Here is a 19,526-nt window from a genome sequence, read left to right on the forward strand (position 1 = left end):
TCAAGCGCGTTCGAACGCGCTTGGCGACGCGGTTTCAAAACCGCGTGACAAGACGTTTCGAAACGTCTTGCCCTCCTTACGAATAGCGTTTCACGTAGCCGAGGAGTGCTTGCGTACTGCCGTCTTTGCCATCCGCCGGTGCGTCGCCGCTTACCAATGGGCCAAGCGATGTAGCCAATTCCTTGCCCAGCTCGACGCCCCATTGGTCGAAAGAGTTGATGCCAAGGATCACCCCTTCGACAAACACACGGTGTTCATAAAGCGCGATGATCTGGCCCAGCACTTCGGGCGTCAGTTTCGGCATCATCAGCGTTGTCGAAGGACGGTTGCCCGGGAACACCCGATGCCGCGCCTGACGTTCAAGCTCGTCTCCGGTCAGGCCTTTCTTGGCCATGATGGCCCGTGCCTCGTCCAGTGACCGACCGCGCATCAACGCCTCGGATTGTGCCAGACAATTGGCGATCAGCAATTCGTGGTGGTGCCGCAGATCGGTCTCGTGTCCTTCGGCAGCAACCATGAATTCGCAGGGAATGACCCGCGTGCCCTGATGGATCAGCTGGTAGAACGCATGCTGGCCATTGGTGCCTGGCTCGCCCCAGACCACAGGGCCGGAATTGACCGCCAAACTCGTACCATCCATCGCCACCGATTTGCCGTTACTCTCCATCTCAAGCTGTTGCAGATAAGCTGGCAGGCGCGACAGTCGATTGTCGTAGGGCAGAACTGCACGGGTGGCGTGGCCAAGACCCTGATTGTGCCAGATGCCGACCAGCGCCAGCAGCGCCGGCAGATTCTCGTGCAGAGCGGCAGAGCAGAAATGACGGTCCATCTCCTGACCGCCGCGCAGGAACGCTTTGAAACCGTCTGGCCCAATGGCGATCATCAGCGACAGACCAATCGGCCCCCACATGGAATAGCGCCCACCGACCCAATCCTCGAACCCTAAAACACGCTCGGACGGGATGCCCCATTCGCTTGCGGCTGCGGCATTGGACGATAGCGCAATGAAGCGACCATCAGTCGAGACATCGTGATCCTGCAACCACGCACGCGCTGTGCGGGCGTTGGTCATGGTCTCGATCGTGGTGAAGGTTTTGGAGGCGACGATGAACAGCGTCTTTTCCGGATCGCAGCCACGCAACGTATCGGCGATGTCGGCGGCGTCGACATTCGACACGAAATGACAGCGCGGCCCGTCGCAATAAGGCGCGAGCGCAAGATACGCCATTGCAGGCCCAAGGTCGGACCCGCCTATGCCGATGTTGACCACATCGGTGATACCAGAGCCACGGACCTCGGTCGCGACGGTTTCCATCCGCTTCAGCGTGTCCAGAACGTCGAGCATCACATCCTGACCGTCGACCATCACCGGATCGCCATCCAGATTGCGCAGCGCAGTGTGCAGCACCGCGCGGCCTTCGGTCTCGTTAATCTTGGCCCCCGCAAACATCGCATCGCGGCGCGCTTCGACGTCCGCCGCTCGCGCGAGACGGATCAGCACATCGCGGGTGTCCGCGTCAATTTGGGTCTTGGAATAGTCGAAAAGCAGGTCCAACGCGGTCACACTGAACGCGTCGGCGCGGTCTGTATCCGCCTCGAACAGGCCAAGAATCGAGCGGTCCCGACCCACGTCTGCCGCTGCTTTGAGATCATCCCACATTGCTGTCACTCCGCCCAATGAACCGTTGCGCCGTCGAGAACGGCATTAATCGGCGCGTCTTCCGGCAGTTTTCCGCGCGCGGCCTCGAGCGCGTCGCGCTTGTCCTGTCCGAAGATCAGCACATGCTTGCGCATTGCCTCGTTCAGAACCCGCGCACTGAGCGTGATGCGCGGCTCGGGCGCGCCCGGTGCCCGCATGGCCACAAGGATCGGCGCATGTGTATCAAGCGCCTTGTCCAACTGATCCGCACCGGGAAAGATCGACGCTGTGTGCATGTCGGTTCCCATGCCCAGCAGAACCACCGCCAAAGGCAGTTCGTCAACGATCTGCGATTCCAGTTCGGCCAGAACCTCTTCAGGTTCATGCGCAGGAACATAAAGCGGCAACAAGCGCGCCGCCGCCGCTCGGTCCACCAAAAGGCGCTCACGAAGCAGCCGCGTGTTCGAGCGTTCGCTGTCTTCGGAGACCCAGCGCTCATCGGTCAGCATCACGTCGACGCGGCTCCAGTCGAGATTGGCGGCGCAGAGGTCGTCGAACACCGGCCCTGGCGAGGTGCCACCCGGCACAGCCAGCACAACCCGCTCCTCATGAGTCAGGATTGTGCGCAAATCACCAGCCAGCTTATTGGCCAGATCCATCGCCAGCAATTCCCGATCTGGATAGGTCTGAAAGTCGTAACTCATGCCTTTACCTCGCGCCATTTCCGCCCGTCCCGGTGCATCAGCATCAACGCGTCTTCGGGACCAGAGCTTCCGGGGTCGTATGTCTTGGGCACATCGTTGCGCGCTTGCCAGCCTTCGATCAAGGGGTCGGTCCACGCCCATGCCGCCTCGACCTCGTCGCCGCGCATGAACAGCGTTTGATTGCCCCGGATCACGTCCATGATCAGGCGCTCGTAGGCGTCGGGCGCTTCCTCGGCATCCGGGCCCAGCGCTTCGGCAAAGCTCATATCGAGCGGTACGTCCAAAAGGCGCATGCCCCCCGGCCCCGGTTCCTTGATCGTCACGTCGAGCGTCATGCCTTCGTTCGGCTGCAAGCGGATCGCCAGCACATTGCGGTGCCGTCCAGCATCCGCACCAAAGATCGAATGGGGCGCGTCCTTGAACACGACAGCAATCTCCGACGCCCGCGCCTTAAGCCGTTTGCCGGTGCGCAGATAGAACGGAGTGCCAGCCCAGCGCCAGTTCGAGATGTGGCACTTCATGGCGATAAAGCTTTCGGTGCGCGACTTGGGATCCTCCACGTCGTCCCGGTAGCTTGGCCCGTTTTCGCCAGCGCCATACTGGCCCCGCACGATGTGGTGCCAGTCCACAGGTTCAAGCGCCCGGATCACCTTGAGCTTTTCGTCCCGCACGGCATCCGGATCGAACTTGGCGGGTGGTTCCATCGCGATCAGACACAAAAGCTGCATCAAGTGGTTCTGCACCATGTCCCGCATTGCGCCCGACTTGTCGTAATAGCCGCCGCGCCCACCGACCCCCACGGTCTCGGCCACGGTGATCTGAATGTGATCGACATATTGGGCATTCCACAGCGGCTCGAACAGCATGTTGCCGAACCGGACAGCCATAAGGTTTTGTACCGTTTCCTTACCAAGGTAATGGTCGATACGGTAAATCTGGGTTTCGTGAAAATGCTGCGCCAGCGTGGCGTTCAGCGCCCGCGCTGTTTCAAGGTCATGGCCAAACGGCTTTTCCACCACGATCCTGCTCTCGGGCGTCGCCATCCCGAAACGGTGCAAACGTTCGGCCAGATCACCGAACAGCGATGGCCCAACCGAAAAATAGAACGCACGCACAGTGTCATCGCGCATCTTGCCATTCAGCTCGACCCAGCCGCCATCGCCCTTGGCATCTGTCGTCACATAGGACACCGCGTTGAGGAATGCATCCAGCGTCCCTGCTTCGCAGGACAGGCCACCGCCGAATTCAGCCACCGCATCAGACACCATCTGGCGGTACTCATCCGTTGTCATCTCGGACCGTGCCGCACCGATAATCTGTGATCCTTCGGGCATTTGCCCTGCGCAGAAGCGCCGGAACAGGCCGGGCAGGATTTTGCGTCGTGCCAGATCTCCGGTGCCGCCAAAGATCACAAGGTCAAACGGGTCGACGGGAATAACGCGGGATACCATAGCCCGATCCTTCCGATTCTGCTTTGCTCAGCGCCTTGTTAGCGCTAACGAGGCGGATGTAAACTGATTTCGCATTAATGAACTTCAGTCTAACACCCCCAGAACGCGCTGCAATCACGTTGCCGAAAGAACGGGCAAAGCCCCGCTCGTGCGCATCAACACGCTTGATCCCGGACCCCCTGCATGTCACCACCGCCGCAAGCAAGGAGTCCCGGATGTCCCCCCGCAAAATCATCATCGACACAGACCCCGGTCAGGACGACGCAGTTGCGATCCTGCTGGCCCTCGCCTCTCCTGACGATCTGGAGATTCTGGGCATCACCGCCGTGGCCGGAAACGTGCCCCTGCCTCTGACAGAAAAGAACGCCCGCATCGTCTGCGAACTGGCAGGAAAGCCCGAGACCCTGGTCTTCGCGGGCTGCGATGCGCCCATAGCGCGAAAGCTGGTCACCGCAGAGCACGTGCACGGCAAGACAGGTCTAGACGGCCCGACCCTGCCAGATCCGACCATGCCTTTGCAGGACCAGCACGCAGTTGATTTCATCATCGAAACCCTCCGCGCCGAGGAAGAAGGCACGGTCACGCTCTGCCCACTGGGGCCGCTGACAAACATTGCCGTCGCGCTGAAACGCGCACCCGATATCGCGGATCGAATTCAGGAAATCGTGCTGATGGGTGGGGCCTATTTCGAAGTGGGCAACATCACCCCAGCTGCCGAGTTCAACATCTATGTCGACCCCGAAGCCGCCAAGGCCGTCTTTGCCTGCGGCGCACCAATCACCGTGATGCCTCTGGATGTCACCCATAAGGCTCTGGTCACGGCCGACCGCAACGCAGCTTTCCGCGCGCTGGGCACGCCCGTCGGCATCGCCGTTGCCGAGATGACGGATTTCTTCGAACGGTTCGACAAGGAAAAGTACGGCAGCACAGGCGCGCCGTTGCATGATCCATGCGTGACCGCCTACCTGATCCAGCCTGATCTGTTCACCGGTCGTCACATCAATGTTGAGATCGAAACCGGGTCCGACCTGACGCTGGGTATGACCGTTGCCGACTGGTGGGGCGTCACGGATCGCGCGCCGAATGCAACCTTCATGGGCGACATCAACGCTGACGGCTTTTTTGCTATGCTCACCGAACGTCTGGGCCGGCTATGAAGTCTTTGCATCTGGCCTCTCCCGAGGATCTGCCCAAGCTTCTGCCCTTGGTTGCCGCGTTCCACGAACATCAGGGCTTCGGCACATCCCCCGAGCATCAGCACGACGCCATTCTACCCCTTCTTGAAGGTAGTCCCCACGGCGCGATCTGGCTGATCGACCCCCGCCGTGCACCTGTGGGCTATGTCGTTGTCTCGTTCGGCTGGTCGGTCGAATACGGCGGCATGGATGCCATCGTGGATGAATTGTTCGTCCGCAGTGCGGTGCGTAAACGCGGTATGGGCTCGGACGCTCTGAATGGTCTGTCCAAGGCGCTGAAAGAGGGTGGCATCAAGGCGCTGCACCTCGAAGCGGATCAGGGCAACGAAACTTTGAAGCGGTTTTATCAGCGCTGCAAATTCGAGACCCGAGAAGGCTATGCCTATATGTCACGCGAGCTGTGATGCGCCGGGGCTGGTGAGACAGACCACAAGCGCTTATATCCGCACCATGACCCTGCACATTCCCTTTGACAACAGTTACGCCGCCCTGCCCGATAGCTTTTATGCGCGGGTGAAACCGGAACCGGTCAAAGCGCCCACGCTGATTGCAATCAACGAACCGCTTGCCCGCGATCTTGGCATCGACGGGCTGGACGATCCGAACCTCGCAGCGCTGTTTGCAGGCAACGCAATTCCCAACGGCGCATCACCCTTGGCGCAGCTTTATGCGGGTCACCAGTTCGGCCAATACAACCCGCAACTTGGCGATGGTCGGGCGGTCTTACTGGGCGAAACCATCGGCACCGACGGCATCCGCCGGGACATCCAGCTCAAAGGGTCAGGCCGCACGCCGTTTTCCCGCATGGGAGACGGTCGCGCGTGGCTGGGTCCGGTGCTCCGCGAATACGTGGTAAGCGAGGCGATGCATGCGCTGGGCGTGCCGACAACCCGCGCCTTGGCCGCAGTACGGACGGGCGAAGTCGTGGTGCGTGAACGCCCACTGCCCGGCGCCGTTCTAACCCGCGTGGCGCAAAGCCACCTGCGTGTCGGCACATTTCAGGTATTTGCCGCCCGTGGTGACACCAAGGCGTTGCAAACCCTCTTTGACTATGCCGTTGCCCGCCACTACCCCGACGCGCCCGACCCCGCCAGTTTCCTCAACGCAGTGATGCGCCGTCAGGCAGCTTTGGTGGCGCAATGGCTCAGCCTTGGTTTCATCCACGGCGTGATGAACACCGACAATTGCAGCATTTCAGGCGAAACTATCGACTATGGCCCCTGTGCATTTATGGACAGCTACCACCCGGAAACCGTCTATTCCTCGATCGACCGGTACGGGCGCTACAGCTATGCCGCACAGGCGGACATCATCGTGTGGAACATGGCGCAGCTTGCCACCGCTCTATTGCACCTGATGCCCGACCCCGAAGCATCGGTCGAACCGTTCACCGCGCAAATCCACACCATGCCTGACATGATCCGTGCCGAATGGCTGCGCAGTTTCGGCGCCAAGATCGGCATCGCTGAGCCAACACCAGAGGATGCCGCGCTGATCGGTGACCTGCTGACCCTGATGCAGAACGCCGAGACCGATTTCACCAATACGTTCCGCGGTCTCGTGGAAGGTACGGCGCGCGATCAGTTCATCGACCCGACCGGCTTCGATGCATGGGCGGCCAGATGGCAGGCGCGTATCGTCAGCGAAGACGACCCATTGGGCCGGATGAGTGCTGCCAACCCACTGCTGATCCCGCGCAACCACCAGATCGAAGCGATGATCGCCGCGGCAGTCAACGGCGACGATGCCCCCTTCGCGCGCCTGATGACAGCGTATGCGACGCCCTTTGCCGCAAATTCTGATGTCGACGATCTGCGTAGCCCGCCTGCCCCCGAAGAGGTGGTTCAAGCCACGTTCTGCGGCACTTGAGGCACAGGCTTGCGCCGCCGGTTGATCAGCACGATCCCCACCGCGACAAGGCACATCGCACCGATGAAGCCCGGCCCTACCGGCTCGTCCAGCAGCATCCAGCCCATGGCCACCGACAGAACCGGTGACAGGAAACTGAACGCCGCAATGTCCGACGCGGGGTAGATCGTCATCAGTCGCAGCCAGAACAGAAACCCGAGGCTCGCCACAAACACCGCCTGAAAGCCCAACCCGGCAATGTGCAACGCCGTCGGGTCGCGCAAGAGATCTCCAAACAATGGTGCGACTGCCAACAGTCCAACGACAGACACGGACAATTGCCAGAACAACTGGCTTTCGGGTGTCAGCTCCGACACCTTCGTCAACCGCACCGTCAGGGCAATTCCAGCCCATGCAAAGGCCGCCAGCAAAGCCAACCCATCACCCAAAAGACTGCCCGCCTGTCGCGACTGCGGGTCGAACAAGGCCCAGATCACCCCCGCCATGGCCAAGACCAATCCCAAGACGCGGCGCCAAGACAGGGTCTCTCCGGGCAAGGTGAAATGCGCGATCAGAGCCAACCAGACCGGCATCGAATAAAACACGATCGACACCCGAGACACGGTGGTCAGGTCCAACGCGATGAACAGGAAAATGAACTCGATGGTGAACAGACCACCCAGCAAAAGGCCCGGCCAGAATGTGCGCCGCAACCCTTCCAGCTTGCGCCCCCGCACCCAGAGCCACAGGGCCAGCACCAGCAGCGCGAAACCTGATCGCAACCCCGCGGCAAAGACCGGACCAAACCCATCATTGGTAACCTTGATGACCACTTGGTTGAACGCCAACACGGTTGCGAAGACCACAAGGCCCATCGCGCCGCCCAGATCAATTGCATCCTTGCGTTCCATCCGCGTCAGGGACACCCAGCAGCGCGCGGGGTCAAGCGGAAAACGCGCCAGCAGCTCACAGTCAAATCCGCACAGCACAAAGGTTTTTCCACATCTCGCTCGCGAATCGGGCATCTTGAAGACAGCACAGACAACCTGATTGCCGGGAGTAAGAATTATGAGTCTCATGGGAACATTGGCCAAAGTGGCCATCGGATATGCCACAGCGCGGGGCGTGGATCAGCTTTCGGGGGGCAAAGGCCTTGGCGGGCTGATGGGCGGCGCGCAGGTGTCCGGCGATAACCCGATGGCACAAATTCAGGCGCAGCTGGGCCAGATGATGGGCGGGGCCGGTGAATCGAACCCGCTGGCCGGGATGATGGAAAAGATGCAATCCGGCGGGCTTGACCTGTCTTCGATGATGGGCGGCGGGGCTGCCGGTCAGGACGCAGGCGACAAAGGTGGGCTGCTGTCTCAACTTGGTGGCGGCGGTGGTGCTGGTCTTGCCGGGCTTTTGGCGGCAGCCGGTGGCATGGCCGCAATGGGCGGCAAGAACATGGGCGGGATGCTTGACCAATTTGCAAAATCAGGCGCAGCCGCTCCGCAGGCCGAAGAAACCGCAGCTCTGATGCTGCGTGCAATGATTCAAGCAGCAAAGTGTGACGGCGGCATCGACGAGGCCGAACGCGCCAAGATTCTCGACACTGTGGGCGACGATGCTGATGCTGAAGACATCGCCTTCGTACAGGAACAACTGGCCGCGCCTGTAGATGTCGATGCGTTGGCCGCTGACACCCCTGCCCCGTTGCGCACGCAGGTCTATTCCGCGTCGTTGATGGCGATCCGGCTCGACACCCAACCCGAAGCTCAATACCTTGACGCGCTGGCGCGTGCGATGGAGTTGGATCAGCCGACGGTGAACGCGTTGCATATGCAGATGGGGATACAGCCGCTTTACAGCTGAACCTGACGCACATCCATGAAAGGCATTTTGCTGGCGTGCCTCGGTGTCCTGATTCTGACACCGGACGCTCTATTGATCCGTCTGTCCGGCCTCGAAGCGGCACCCCTCGTGGCGTGGCGCGGGCTGGCAATGGGATCGCTGTTCCTGATCGCAGCCTCGCTCACCGGCCAGTTGCAGCTGTTTCCCCGGCTGGCCTCTGGCGTCGGGATGACATTGGTACTGGCACAATGGGCGAATGCGTCGCTGTTTGCGCCCGCCATTTCGCTGGCACCTGTAGCCTTGGTGCTGATCGCGGTGGCGACAGTGCCGATTTGGGCTGCGATCCTGTCCCGCGTGCTTTACGGTCACCCCACGGGCACCGCGACATGGATCACCATCGCCGTGGTCAGCGTGGGCATCCTGATCGCAATGTCCGGCAAAAGCGATATCGCCTTCAGCGCAACCGCATTGATCGGTGTGGTCTGCGGGCTTGGCGTGGCGCTCAGCCTTGCGCTCAGCTTCACTCTGCTGCGCCACAACCCTGACATGCCGCTGCTAACCGCAGTGGGCACCGGATCGCTGCTTGCGGGAGTGACCGCCTTGGGGATCACCTCGCCGCAAGAGATGGCATCCGGCACCACATGGGCCATCGCGATCGCCAGCTTTATCGTGTTGCCCGCCTCGTTTTACCTGATGTCCGAGGCCTCACGGCACACGGCATCGGTCAATGTCAGCCTTGTGCTGCTGCTGGAGACCGTGCTCGGGCCGCTTTGGGTGTGGGTCGTGATCGACGAAGCCCCCACGACAACCATGCTGACAGGTGGGACTATTGTGGTTGCAACGCTGGCCACCTATCTCTGGCACCTCCGCCGCAGAGCGTGAAAAAGTCGACTTCGCGTTCTGGCATTGATCCGCGCAGTTCGGTAAACCAATGCGCAGCAAGACAAGAGGCCCGGCGATGTCCGAAACCATCCTTTCCCGATGCGAAGCGCAGGGCCTGCGCCTGACAGAACAACGGCGCACCATCGCACAGGTGCTTGAGGATGCGACCGACCACCCGGATGTGGAGGAACTCTACGCCCGTGCCTCGGGACGCGATCCGAATATCTCGATCGCGACAGTTTACCGGACGGTAAAATTGTTCGAAGAAGCGGGAATTCTCGAGAAGGTCGATTTCGGCGATGGCCGCGCGCGTTATGAAGACGCCGAGCGTGACCACCACGACCACCTGATTGACCTGCATACCGGCAAGGTCATCGAATTCGTCGACCCCGAGATCGAGGCGCTTCAGGAAAAGATCGCGGCCAAACTCGGCTACAAGCTGAAGGGCCACAAACTCGAACTTTACGGTGTGCCGATCAAGAAGTGACACACGCGCATAGCGGGCTCTGGCCTCTTATGAAAAAGAGGCGTAGCTGAACCGCATGCAAACCATGCGCGCCATCCTCCTGATGATCCTCGCAATGGCGCTTCTCGCGCTCAGCGATGTGTTTATCAAACTGTCTTCACAGGTTTTTTCTCCTGGCTACGTGATGTTTCTCCTCAGCCTCGGGGGCACACTCTGCTTTATGCTGATTGCCAAATGGCAAGGCGCAAACCTTCTCAGCCGCGATGCATTTCACCCTTGGGTTCTGGCTCGAAGCGGGCTCGAGATCATGGGCGGGCTTGGACTTGTTCTGTCCATCGGGGTGATCCCGCTGTCGCTGTTCGCAGCGATTATGCAGATGGCACCACTGGTCGTCACGCTGGGTGCAGCGGTCTTTCTCAAGGAACCCGTGGGGCTGCGCCGCTGGCTGGCCATTCTCGTGGGGATCATCGGGATGCTCCTGGTGATCAAACCGGGCACCGACGGGTTTGCACCTGCCGCCCTTTTTGCCGTGATGGGTGTCTGCGGATTGGGCTTGCGCGATCTGATCACACGGCTCTCGCCCTCACATATCCCGTCGATTTCCTTGGCGACATGGGGATTTACCGCCACCATCCCAATCGGCTTTGGCCTGATACTTGTGTCCGAAGCCCCAACCAATGTCACCGCGATCACGATGTGGCATATGGGCGCCGGGATAATCGTCACCGCGCTTGGCTATTACGCTGTCACACAAGCGATGCGCATGGCCCCTGCCGCCATCGTGTCACCCTTCCGCTACACAAGGCTGATCTTTACAATGAGCCTTGGCATCCTGATCTTCGGCGAACGCCCCGATGGCCTGACGCTCCTCGGCGCAGCCATTATTCTCAGCGCGGGGCTTTACGCGCTTTACCGTGAGCGCAAACTGGCGATGGAACAGGAACGGCTTAAAGCAGCCCCCTCCCGTTAGCGCTATCATACATAGTTTACTTTGCGTCCGTCCCTGTTATACCGCCGCTCAAATGCAGCTTTACTAGGACCAAGCGCAATGAGCACCATCATCGACATCCACGCCCGTGAAATCCTCGACAGCCGGGGCAACCCGACCGTCGAAGTCGACGTTACATTGGAAGACGGCACCATCGGCCGCGCCGCTGTGCCCTCGGGTGCGTCCACCGGCGCGTACGAAGCCGTGGAAAAGCGCGATGGCGATAAGAGCCGCTACATGGGCAAAGGCGTTCTCGAAGCGGTGGCCGCCGTGAATGGCGAGATCGCGGATGAGATCGTCGGACTCGACGCCACCGAACAGGTCGGCATCGACATGACGATGATCGAACTCGACGGCACCGACAACAAGGGCCGCCTTGGGGCCAACGCCATCCTTGGCGTCAGCCTTGCCGTGGCCAAAGCCGCTGCCGATTTCACCGCGCAGCCGCTTTTCCGATATGTCGGCGGCACCTCGGCGCGTCTGCTGCCTGTGCCGATGATGAATATCATCAATGGCGGCGAACATGCCGACAACCCAATCGACATTCAGGAATTCATGATCATGCCCGTGGCTGCGGAAAACATCCGCGACGCGGTGCGCATGGGGTCCGAAGTGTTCCATACGCTCAAGAAAGAGCTGTCGGCCAAAGGCTTGTCCACCGGACTTGGCGACGAAGGCGGCTTTGCGCCCGAACTGGGTTCCACCCGAGAGGCGCTTGATTTCATTCTGAAATCCATCGAAAAAGCAGGCTACACGCCGGGCGAAGACATCATGCTCGCTCTCGATTGCGCCGCGACCGAGTATTACAAAGACGGCAATTACGTCTATGCGGGCGAAGGCAAGACGCTGACCTCGGACGAGAACGTGGCCTACCTGCAGGCGCTGGTCAACGACTACCCGATCCTGTCCATCGAAGACGGCATGTCCGAAGACGACTGGGATGGCTGGGCGATGTTGACGGAAGTGCTGGGCGACAAGGTACAGCTGGTGGGGGACGACCTGTTTGTGACCAACCCGGTCCGTCTGGCAGACGGTATCGCACGGGGATGTGCGAACTCCATGTTGGTCAAAGTGAACCAAATCGGCACTCTGACCGAAACACTCAAGGCGGTCGATATGGCCCACCGCGCGCGCTACACCAACGTGATGTCGCACCGTTCGGGCGAGACCGAGGATGCGACGATTGCAGATCTCGCGGTGGCGACCAATTGCGGTCAGATCAAAACCGGATCGCTGGCGCGATCGGACCGGTTGGCCAAATACAACCAATTGATCCGCATCGAAGAAATGCTTGCGGAAACCGCGGAATATGCAGGTCGGTCTATTCTGCGCGGTTGATCTGTTTCGAATTTTCCTTTGGAAAATCCGACAGGCCGGGCGCTGCACGCCCGGCTTTTTTGCATATTTATAAAAAGAAGAAGATCAGGCCCGCTTAGCTGCCTGCGTTCGGATCTTTGTAGATGCCCTGCTCTTTCAAAGCGTCTACCACTTCGGCGGGCATGTATTCTTCGTCATGTTTGGCCAGAATCTCAGACGCCTCAAACACGCCATTGATATAACGCCCTGTGCCGACCATGCCTTCGTTTTCGGTGAAGAGGTCCGGCAGCACACCCGAATAGATTACGGGCACGGTCGCACCACCATCCGTGACGCTAAAGGACACCGTCGAGCCCTGCCCGCGGACAATGGAGCCTTCCGTGACAAGACCGCCGATGCGGAAGGTCTCGTTGGGTGCGGGCGGCTCTGCGATCACCTGGCTGGGCGACCGGAAAAAGTTGATGCCATCGCGCATCCCGTAACCGATCAGCGCCGTTGACAGGATCAAAGCGACCGTCGCCAATGCGATCACCTGAATCCGGCGTTGTTTCTTCAGCGATTTCAGGGCCATGGCATCCTCCCAACCGGCTTTGGCACTATATATACACCCAAAACCCATTCGCAAACTGCAGCAGATCAATTTGCCGCAGTTTGCTTTTGTTTTTACAAACCCAAACGGCTCCAAGTGTCTTCGAACGAAGGCACTCGAGGCGACCCAAATAATCTTAGGGGAAGCATGGCGCGAGCATCAGGCCCGCCGTTTCGTCCAGCCCCAGCATCAGGTTCGCGTTCTGCAACGCCTGTCCCGATGAGCCCTTGGTTAGGTTGTCGAGCGCCGCCACGATGATCGCACGTCCCTCGATCCGGTCACCTGTCACACCGATATGGCAGAAGTTCGATCCACGCACATCGTGGGTCGATGGGGTCTGACCAAAGGGGAGCACTTCGATAAAGGTTTCATCCGCGTAGGCTTTGACCAACGACGCATAAATTGCTTGTGCATCGCCACTGACATAGCAGGTGGCAAGGATGCCCCGGTTCGCCGGGATAAGGTGCGGCGTGAACTGAACGCACACCTCTTCACCCGCCAAGGCACTGAATTCCTGATCGAATTCCCCCAGATGCCGATGCGTGCCGCCAACCGCATAGGCATTGGTGCCCTCGGACAGTTCCGCATGCAGCAGGTTTTCCTTGAGCGACCGACCCGCACCGGAGACCGCGCATTTCAGGTCGAGGATGATGTCCTTGAAGCCAATCACCTTGTCCGAAATCAATGGCCGCAGGATGTATTGCCCCGTGGCTGCATTGCACCCGGTGCCCGCCACCAACCGCGCATCACGGATGGCATCACGGTAGAACTCGGTCAGGCCGTAGACGGCCTCTTTCTGCATGTCGGTTGCGGCATGCGGGTTGCCGTACCATTTTTCATACGCCGCAGGATCGCGCAGCCGGAAATCCGCCGATAGATCGACGATCTTGAGATGCGTCGGCAGCTTTGAAATTACCTCTTGGCTGGTCTTGTGCGGAAGCGCGCAAAAGCAAAGATCAATGCCCGAGAAATCAATCTCTTCCCATGTCACAAGCTTTGGCAGATCAAGGTGGCGCAAGAACGGAAACACCTGCGCGATGGTCTGGCCCGCCTTGGAATTCGCGGCCAAAGCGGCGATCTCCATATCAGGATGGGTGGCGATGAGGCGCAGCAGTTCAGCTCCGGTATAGCCGCTTGCGCCGATGATGGCGATTTTACAGGTCATTGGGTCACTCCCCGTGACGAATGGTAAGATAAAACGTGGGCAAAAAGGCTCAGGCGGCCTCGAACTGGATTCGTCGTCGCAGGAATTGCGTTGCGTGATCCGACACCCGCTTTGCATCGCCCGTGGTCAGAAACATCGACGCCTCGCCCTTCCCCATCATGTTGGGGTGCCGGACAAGGTAATCGGCGAGGGATTCCGCCACCAGATTGGCCTGACTGTAGACAGCGACCTCTGGCCCCAGCGCATCCTGAAAGATCTCCTGCATCAGCGGATAATGCGTACACCCCAAAATGGCCGCTTGCGGGGTCGGCATCTTGCGCTTGAGCGCATCCACATGGGACCGCACCAGCGCTTCGGCCAAAATCATATCGCCCTCTTCAATGGCATCCACCAGCCCACCGCAGGCCTGCGCCTCGACATCGACTCCGATGGCGCGGAACGCCAATTCCCGCTGGAAAGCGCGGCTACGTACTGTTGCGGGAGTGGCGAACAGCGCCACATGCTGCACCGCCACTTCGCGCGGCGGGGAATTGTCACCCCATTGCCGTTCGGTCAGCGCTTCGATCAGGGGCACAAACACACCCAACACGCGCTTTTCGCGCGGAATCCAGCTTTCCTGCATCCGCCGGAGCGCCGCCGCAGAGGCGGTGTTGCAGGCCAGAATCACCAAATCGCAGCCTGCGTCCCACAGCCGTTCGGTCGCAGCACAGGTCAGGGTGTAGACATCGTCGGCATCGCGCACGCCGTAAGGCGCGTGTTTGTTGTCACCCAGATACACGAACGGCACGTCAGGCAGCCGCTTGGACACTGCATCCAGCACCGTCAGCCCACCCAGACCGCTGTCAAATACGCCTACCGCCATGTCGCCCTCGCGCACTCGGCAAGGGGTGGCGTTAATCGCGCACCCGGTGCCGCTCTTCAAACTCAAAGCCGTAGTCGTAAGATGTATACGGCGTTGGAGACAGCTCATACGTGGCTTTGCGCAGAAAATCCATCAGCTCTCGCGCGTCTTTTTTGCGGCTGTCAATTTCATGCGCTGGGATCGGCGCCCCGATGACGATGCGGACAGGCGTGTCGACGCGTTTGCGGAATTCCTTGATCAACAATCCCATGCGCAGCGTGCTATGCAGATGACTGGCCATCTGGAAAAGGCGGCTGGTGTGACCGTCGAAATAGATTGGCACGACGGTGGCGTTGGATTTGGCAATCATGCGGGCAGTGAACCCACGCCAGCCGGGATCCATAGGTTTGGCAAAGGGTGTCACGGCGGTGGACACTGTGCCGCCGGGAAATACCCCAACGCAGCCATCCTCGCGCAAATAATCCAGCGCCACCTTGCGGGTATCGATGTTCTGCGCGATGGCTTCTTTGGTTTCGTCGAAATTGACCGGCAGAATGACGCGGTCAAGATCAGCCGCCTTGCGGAAAATCTTGTGCGCAAGAATGCGGAAATCGCCACGCGTGACTGACAGGATGTGGCCTAGGATCAGCCCGTCAAGAATGCCGTACGGATGGTTGGCGATCACCATCAGCGGACCGGTGCGCGGGATGTTGTCCAGCGACCCGCCTACCACATCAAGGCTGAGGCCATAGCGATCAACCATGACCTCCCAGAAATCGCGGCCTTGCGCGACTTCGTCCTGATAGCCTGCCGCACGTTTGATCAGCGTCAGGCGGCCTGTCGCGTTTTCCATCAGGCGGATCATCGCGCGTCCCGGTTTGGAGCGGGCGGAGTACGAGTAGGATATGTCGCGGGCGGCGGAAGACGTCACCAATCAAGCTCCGAATACGTTGGATCGCGCCCTGCTAGCGCGCTCTGATTTACCCGCAAAGATGTAACAGTTCCTTAACGGCCATATGACGCATCACTCGGCGGCCTGTTTGAGACCTGCCCCGCCAGACCGCAACACGGCCAGCAATTCTTCGCGGCGCTTCTCGGCTTTGGCGGCGTTGGCGTGTTTGACCGGGCCAAAGCCGCGGATCTGCAAGGGCAATTCGGCCAAAGCCACAAGCGCGTCCATCGTCTCGGGCTTGGCTTTGGGCAACCATTCGTTCATGTCAGCCTCGTATTGCTTGATCAGCGCGCGCTCCATGCGGCGTTCCTCGGTGCGCCCGAACGGGTCGAACGGCGTACCACGCAGCATCTTGAGTTTCGCCAGAAGGCCAAAGCCGCGCAGCATCCCCTCGCCATATTGCTTTTTCATGGGCCGTCCGTCAGGTCCGGTCTTGGTCAGCATTGGCGGAGCAAGGTGGAAGGACATCTTGAAATCTCCACCAAACTGCTCCTCCGCTTTGGCACGGGTTTCGAGGTGTAGGCGCGAGACTTCGTACTCGTCCTTATAAGCCAAAAGCTTGTGATAGCCCTTGGCCACCGCCTCTTTCAGTCGGGGGTCGGCAATACCGTACACCAGCTTACGGTAGCGTTTTGCATAGCGCGTGCTTTGGTATTTTACCAAATGGTCAAATCTATAGGCGATCTTTTCATCAAGCGTTTTTGGCAGCGCGATCACCTTGGGTTCGGCAACGCGTGCCGCTTCGTCTGGATGCAGCACCGCCCAGCGCCCAATGTCGAAGGCGCGGATGTTCTTTTCGGCGGCCGCGCCGTTCAATCCGATGGCTTGCACGATGGCGTCATAGGTCAGCGGCACCAGCCCGCGCTGCCATGCGGCACCGAGGATCATCATGTTTGAGAAGATCGAGTCCCCCAAGGTTGCTTTGGCCAATTCGGACGCATCGAAAAGGTCGAGCTTGTCCCGCAGCCGCGCCTGAAGCGAGACGGTCAACCGATCAGTCGGCAACGCAAATTCCGTATTGCGGGTAAAGTCCCCGGTGATGATCTCGTGGCTGTTCACCACACCACCCGTGCGGCCTGTGCGCATCAGACCCAGCGTCTTGGCCCCTGCGCTGACCACCAGATCACCGCCAATCAGGGCGTCAGCCTCACCTGTCGCCACGCGAATGGCACTGATGTCTTCGGGGGTGTTGGCAAGCCGCAGGTGGATGTGTACCGCGCCGCCCTTCTGAGCAAGGCCAGCCATCTCCATCATCCCGGCACCCTTGCCGTCGATCTGCGCCGCTTGCGCCAGCACTGCCCCGATGGTGACAACGCCTGTGCCGCCTACTCCGGTGACGACCACGTTCCATGTGCCGTCAATCTTTGGCAATTCGGGCTGCGGCAGGTCCGGCAAGTCAAGCGATGTGGTTGCTGCCTTTTTCACCTGCGCACCTTCAAGCGTCACGAAAGACGGGCAAAACCCTTTGACGCACGAAAAATCCTTGTTGCAGGACGACTGATCTATCGCCCGCTTGCGGCCCAATTCGGTTTCCTTGGGCACGATGGACACGCAATTCGACTGCACCCCACAATCGCCGCAGCCTTCGCAGACATCGGTGTTGATGAACACGCGCTTATCGGGGTCGGGAAACTGCCCGCGTTTACGGCGGCGGCGTTTCTCGGCGGCACAGGTTTGGACGTAGACAATGGCGCTGACGCCGGTCGTCTTTGCAAACTTTGCCTGTACGGTTTGCAAATCGGCGCGTTCTGCGAATTCAATGCCTTGCGGGAAGGATTTGAGGTCTACATCCTCTTTCTCGTCATAGACGACGGCCAGATGCTTGACCCCCATCGCGGTCAGTTCCGACGCGATCTGCTGGGGTGACAATCCGCCATCATTTTTCTGACCGCCCGTCATGGCAACGGCATCGTTGTAGAGGATTTTGTAGGTGATCGTGGTCCCCGCTGCGATGGCCGCGCGGATCGCCTGCACCCCTGAGTGGTTGTAGGTGCCATCGCCGATGTTCTGGAACACATGGGGAGTTTTGGAGAACAGCGATTCTCCGATCCAGTTCGCCCCCTCTGCCCCCATATGGGTGAAGCCCAAGGTTTCGCGGTCCATCCACTGAACCATGTAGTGACAGCCGATCCCGGCATAGGCGCGACTGCCCTCGGGCACCTTGGTAGAGGAGTTGTGCGGACAACCCGAACAGAAATACGGCAGACGCGCTGCGATTTCTTCCGCGTTATCCGCTTTCTTCGCCTCATCAATGGCTTGCATACCGGCCTTGATGCGGTCTGTGTCGCGCCCCTCGTCGATCAGGATCTCGCCCAGCTTTTCGGCAATCAGGATCGGGTCCAACGCCCCGCGTGTCGGGAAGAGTTCGGGTCCGTGCATCGACCCGGCCCCGCCGCCTTTGTGCCAGCCCCAGACGCGACGTCCATGCCGGTCATCAAAAATCGCCTCCTTGATCTGCACCTCGATCAACTTGCGCTTTTCCTCGACCACCACGATCAGGTCCAGCCCTTCGGCCCAGTCGTGGAAACCCCGCATGTCGAGCGGCCATGTCTGCCCCACCTTATAGGTGGTGATGCCCAGCCGTTCGGCCTCGTCCGCGTCGATGCCCAGCAGCGACAACGCATGCACCAGATCCAGCCAGTTCTTGCCCGCTGCCACGAACCCGATCTTTGCACCTGGTTTGCCCCAGACACGTTTGTCCATCTTGTTGGCATGTGAAAACGCCTCGGCCGCGAAGCGTTTGTGGTCGATCATCCGTGCTTCCTGCGCGTGGGGTGTGTCGACCAAGCGGATGTTCAGGCCACCATCAGGCATATCGAATTGCGGTGTGACGAAAGACAGCCGGTCGGGGCGGCCATCGACAACAGACGTCACTTCGACCGTGTCCTTCGTTGTCTTCAGACCCACCCACAGGCCGGAAAACCGTGACAGGGCAAACCCATAGAGACCGTAATCAAGGATTTCCTGCACACCCGCAGGCGACACCACGGGCATATAGGCGTCGATCATCGCCCATTCCGACTGGTGCAGAACGGTCGAAGATTCGCCTGTGTGGTCGTCGCCCATCGCCATCAGCACACCGCCATGAGGCGCAGTGCCCGCCATGTTGGCATGTTTCATCGCGTCGCCGGACCTGTCGACCCCTGGCCCCTTGCCGTACCAAAGGCCGAACACGCCGTCATAGCGCCCTTCGCCGCGCAACTCGGCCTGCTGGCTGCCCCAGAGTGCAGTTACAGCAAGGTCTTCGTTCAGACCCTCCTTGAACGTGACATCGGCGGATTTGAGGAACTTTTCTGCACGGTGCATCTGCATGTCCACAGCACCCAGCGGCGAACCGCGATAGCCTGTGACATAGCCCGCCGTGTTCAGCCCGGTCGCAACATCGCGCGCCTTCTGCATCAGCATCAAGCGCACAAGCGCCTGAGTGCCATTCAGAAGTACCGGCGATTTCGCCAAATCGAAGCGGTCGTTCAGAGTGATCTCGGCTTTGGTCATTTGACGCCTCCCTGCGTGAAATGTGCCCATATATTAGCACAAATTTAGGTCATAAATGCTGACCTTGCTAGAAAATTCTTCCGAAAATTCAGTGTCGGGGAAAGTTGTCGTTCATATATTGCATTGTGTCATGTAAACCACGTTTAACGATTGAAAGTGT

17 protein-coding genes are annotated in these 19,526 nt (G+C 59.8%); 8 read left to right on the top strand and 9 right to left on the bottom strand.

Translation table 11 applies throughout. The annotated features are described in order from the left end of the window. Nucleotides 1-76: 76 nt before the first annotated feature. Genes pgi through zwf form a run of 3 tightly spaced genes read right to left on the bottom strand, consistent with a single transcriptional unit; the run spans nucleotide 77 to nucleotide 3,794 of the window. On the bottom strand, nucleotides 77-1,660 hold the full coding sequence (gene pgi, locus ACK3EW_RS10835) for a glucose-6-phosphate isomerase (protein WP_493809568.1): 1,584 nt from the start codon (nucleotides 1,658-1,660) through the stop codon (nucleotides 77-79). A 5-nt stretch (nucleotides 1,661-1,665) separates the two neighbouring features. Next, nucleotides 1,666-2,343 carry a 6-phosphogluconolactonase gene (gene pgl / locus ACK3EW_RS10840; protein ID WP_493809569.1) on the bottom strand — a complete coding sequence of 226 codons (678 nt, stop codon included), beginning with the start codon at nucleotides 2,341-2,343 and terminating at the stop codon, nucleotides 1,666-1,668. Further along, nucleotides 2,340-3,794: a glucose-6-phosphate dehydrogenase gene (zwf, locus tag ACK3EW_RS10845; RefSeq protein WP_493809570.1), complete on the bottom strand. Its 1,455-nt coding sequence runs from the start codon at nucleotides 3,792-3,794 to the stop codon at nucleotides 2,340-2,342. Before zwf ends, pgl begins: the two co-directional genes overlap by 4 nt. A gap of 215 nt (nucleotides 3,795-4,009) precedes the next feature. Here zwf and ACK3EW_RS10850 point away from each other — a divergent pair, with 215 nt between their 5' ends. Genes ACK3EW_RS10850 through ACK3EW_RS10860 form a run of 3 tightly spaced genes read left to right on the top strand, consistent with a single transcriptional unit; the run spans nucleotide 4,010 to nucleotide 6,859 of the window. Then, nucleotides 4,010-4,951 (top strand): nucleoside hydrolase, encoded by a 942-nt coding sequence (locus ACK3EW_RS10850; protein ID WP_493809571.1) that lies wholly within the window; start codon nucleotides 4,010-4,012, stop codon nucleotides 4,949-4,951. After that, the gene (locus tag ACK3EW_RS10855; protein ID WP_493809572.1) at nucleotides 4,948-5,394 is read left to right on the top strand and encodes a GNAT family N-acetyltransferase; all 447 of its coding nucleotides are present in this window, start codon (nucleotides 4,948-4,950) and stop codon (nucleotides 5,392-5,394) included. Before ACK3EW_RS10850 ends, ACK3EW_RS10855 begins: the two co-directional genes overlap by 4 nt. A 46-nt stretch (nucleotides 5,395-5,440) precedes the next feature. After that, nucleotides 5,441-6,859 carry a protein adenylyltransferase SelO gene (locus tag ACK3EW_RS10860; protein WP_493809722.1) on the top strand — a complete coding sequence of 473 codons (1,419 nt, stop codon included), beginning with the start codon at nucleotides 5,441-5,443 and terminating at the stop codon, nucleotides 6,857-6,859. Here the strand turns inward: ACK3EW_RS10860 and ACK3EW_RS10865 are convergent. Continuing rightward, on the bottom strand, nucleotides 6,835-7,827 hold the full coding sequence (locus ACK3EW_RS10865; RefSeq protein WP_493809573.1) for a DMT family transporter: 993 nt from the start codon (nucleotides 7,825-7,827) through the stop codon (nucleotides 6,835-6,837). The two genes, ACK3EW_RS10860 and ACK3EW_RS10865, sit on opposite strands and share 25 nt — an antisense overlap. A gap of 79 nt (nucleotides 7,828-7,906) precedes the next feature. Here ACK3EW_RS10865 and ACK3EW_RS10870 point away from each other — a divergent pair, with 79 nt between their 5' ends. The 5 genes from ACK3EW_RS10870 (at nucleotide 7,907) to eno (ending at nucleotide 12,345) form a co-directional block, all read left to right on the top strand. Continuing rightward, complete coding sequence (locus ACK3EW_RS10870) at nucleotides 7,907-8,692, top strand: DUF533 domain-containing protein (protein ID WP_493809574.1); 786 nt, start codon at nucleotides 7,907-7,909, stop codon at nucleotides 8,690-8,692. A 15-nt stretch (nucleotides 8,693-8,707) separates the two neighbouring features. Beyond that, nucleotides 8,708-9,553, top strand: a complete 846-nt coding sequence (locus ACK3EW_RS10875; protein WP_493809575.1) for a DMT family transporter — start codon at nucleotides 8,708-8,710, stop codon at nucleotides 9,551-9,553. Between the two features lie 76 nt (nucleotides 9,554-9,629). Beyond that, complete coding sequence (locus tag ACK3EW_RS10880; protein ID WP_493809576.1) at nucleotides 9,630-10,040, top strand: Fur family transcriptional regulator; 411 nt, start codon at nucleotides 9,630-9,632, stop codon at nucleotides 10,038-10,040. 55 nt (nucleotides 10,041-10,095) lie between these two features. Beyond that, a complete protein-coding gene (locus ACK3EW_RS10885) occupies nucleotides 10,096-10,989 on the top strand; it encodes a DMT family transporter (protein ID WP_493809577.1) in 894 nt (297 codons plus the stop codon). A gap of 78 nt (nucleotides 10,990-11,067) precedes the next feature. Then, nucleotides 11,068-12,345 (top strand): phosphopyruvate hydratase, encoded by a 1,278-nt coding sequence (eno, locus tag ACK3EW_RS10890; protein ID WP_493809578.1) that lies wholly within the window; start codon nucleotides 11,068-11,070, stop codon nucleotides 12,343-12,345. Between the two features lie 94 nt (nucleotides 12,346-12,439). On the opposite strand, the gene ccmE is transcribed toward eno, so the two are convergent. From ccmE to ACK3EW_RS10915, 5 genes are all read right to left on the bottom strand, one after another. After that, on the bottom strand, nucleotides 12,440-12,889 hold the full coding sequence (ccmE, locus tag ACK3EW_RS10895; RefSeq protein WP_439120014.1) for a cytochrome c maturation protein CcmE: 450 nt from the start codon (nucleotides 12,887-12,889) through the stop codon (nucleotides 12,440-12,442). A 160-nt stretch (nucleotides 12,890-13,049) separates the two neighbouring features. Then, nucleotides 13,050-14,078, bottom strand: a complete 1,029-nt coding sequence (gene argC, locus ACK3EW_RS10900) for an N-acetyl-gamma-glutamyl-phosphate reductase (protein WP_493809579.1) — start codon at nucleotides 14,076-14,078, stop codon at nucleotides 13,050-13,052. A gap of 49 nt (nucleotides 14,079-14,127) precedes the next feature. Then, entirely contained in the window at nucleotides 14,128-14,940 is an 813-nt protein-coding gene (gene murI / locus ACK3EW_RS10905) for a glutamate racemase (RefSeq protein ID WP_493809580.1), read from the bottom strand. 31 nt (nucleotides 14,941-14,971) lie between these two features. Then, nucleotides 14,972-15,784 carry a lysophospholipid acyltransferase family protein gene (locus ACK3EW_RS10910; protein ID WP_493809723.1) on the bottom strand — a complete coding sequence of 271 codons (813 nt, stop codon included), beginning with the start codon at nucleotides 15,782-15,784 and terminating at the stop codon, nucleotides 14,972-14,974. 159 nt (nucleotides 15,785-15,943) lie between these two features. Next, a complete protein-coding gene (locus tag ACK3EW_RS10915) occupies nucleotides 15,944-19,366 on the bottom strand; it encodes an indolepyruvate ferredoxin oxidoreductase family protein (RefSeq protein WP_493809581.1) in 3,423 nt (1,140 codons plus the stop codon). Nucleotides 19,367-19,526: the final 160 nt, after the last annotated feature.

Source organism: Marivita sp. NO-S04 (assembly GCF_059070475.1).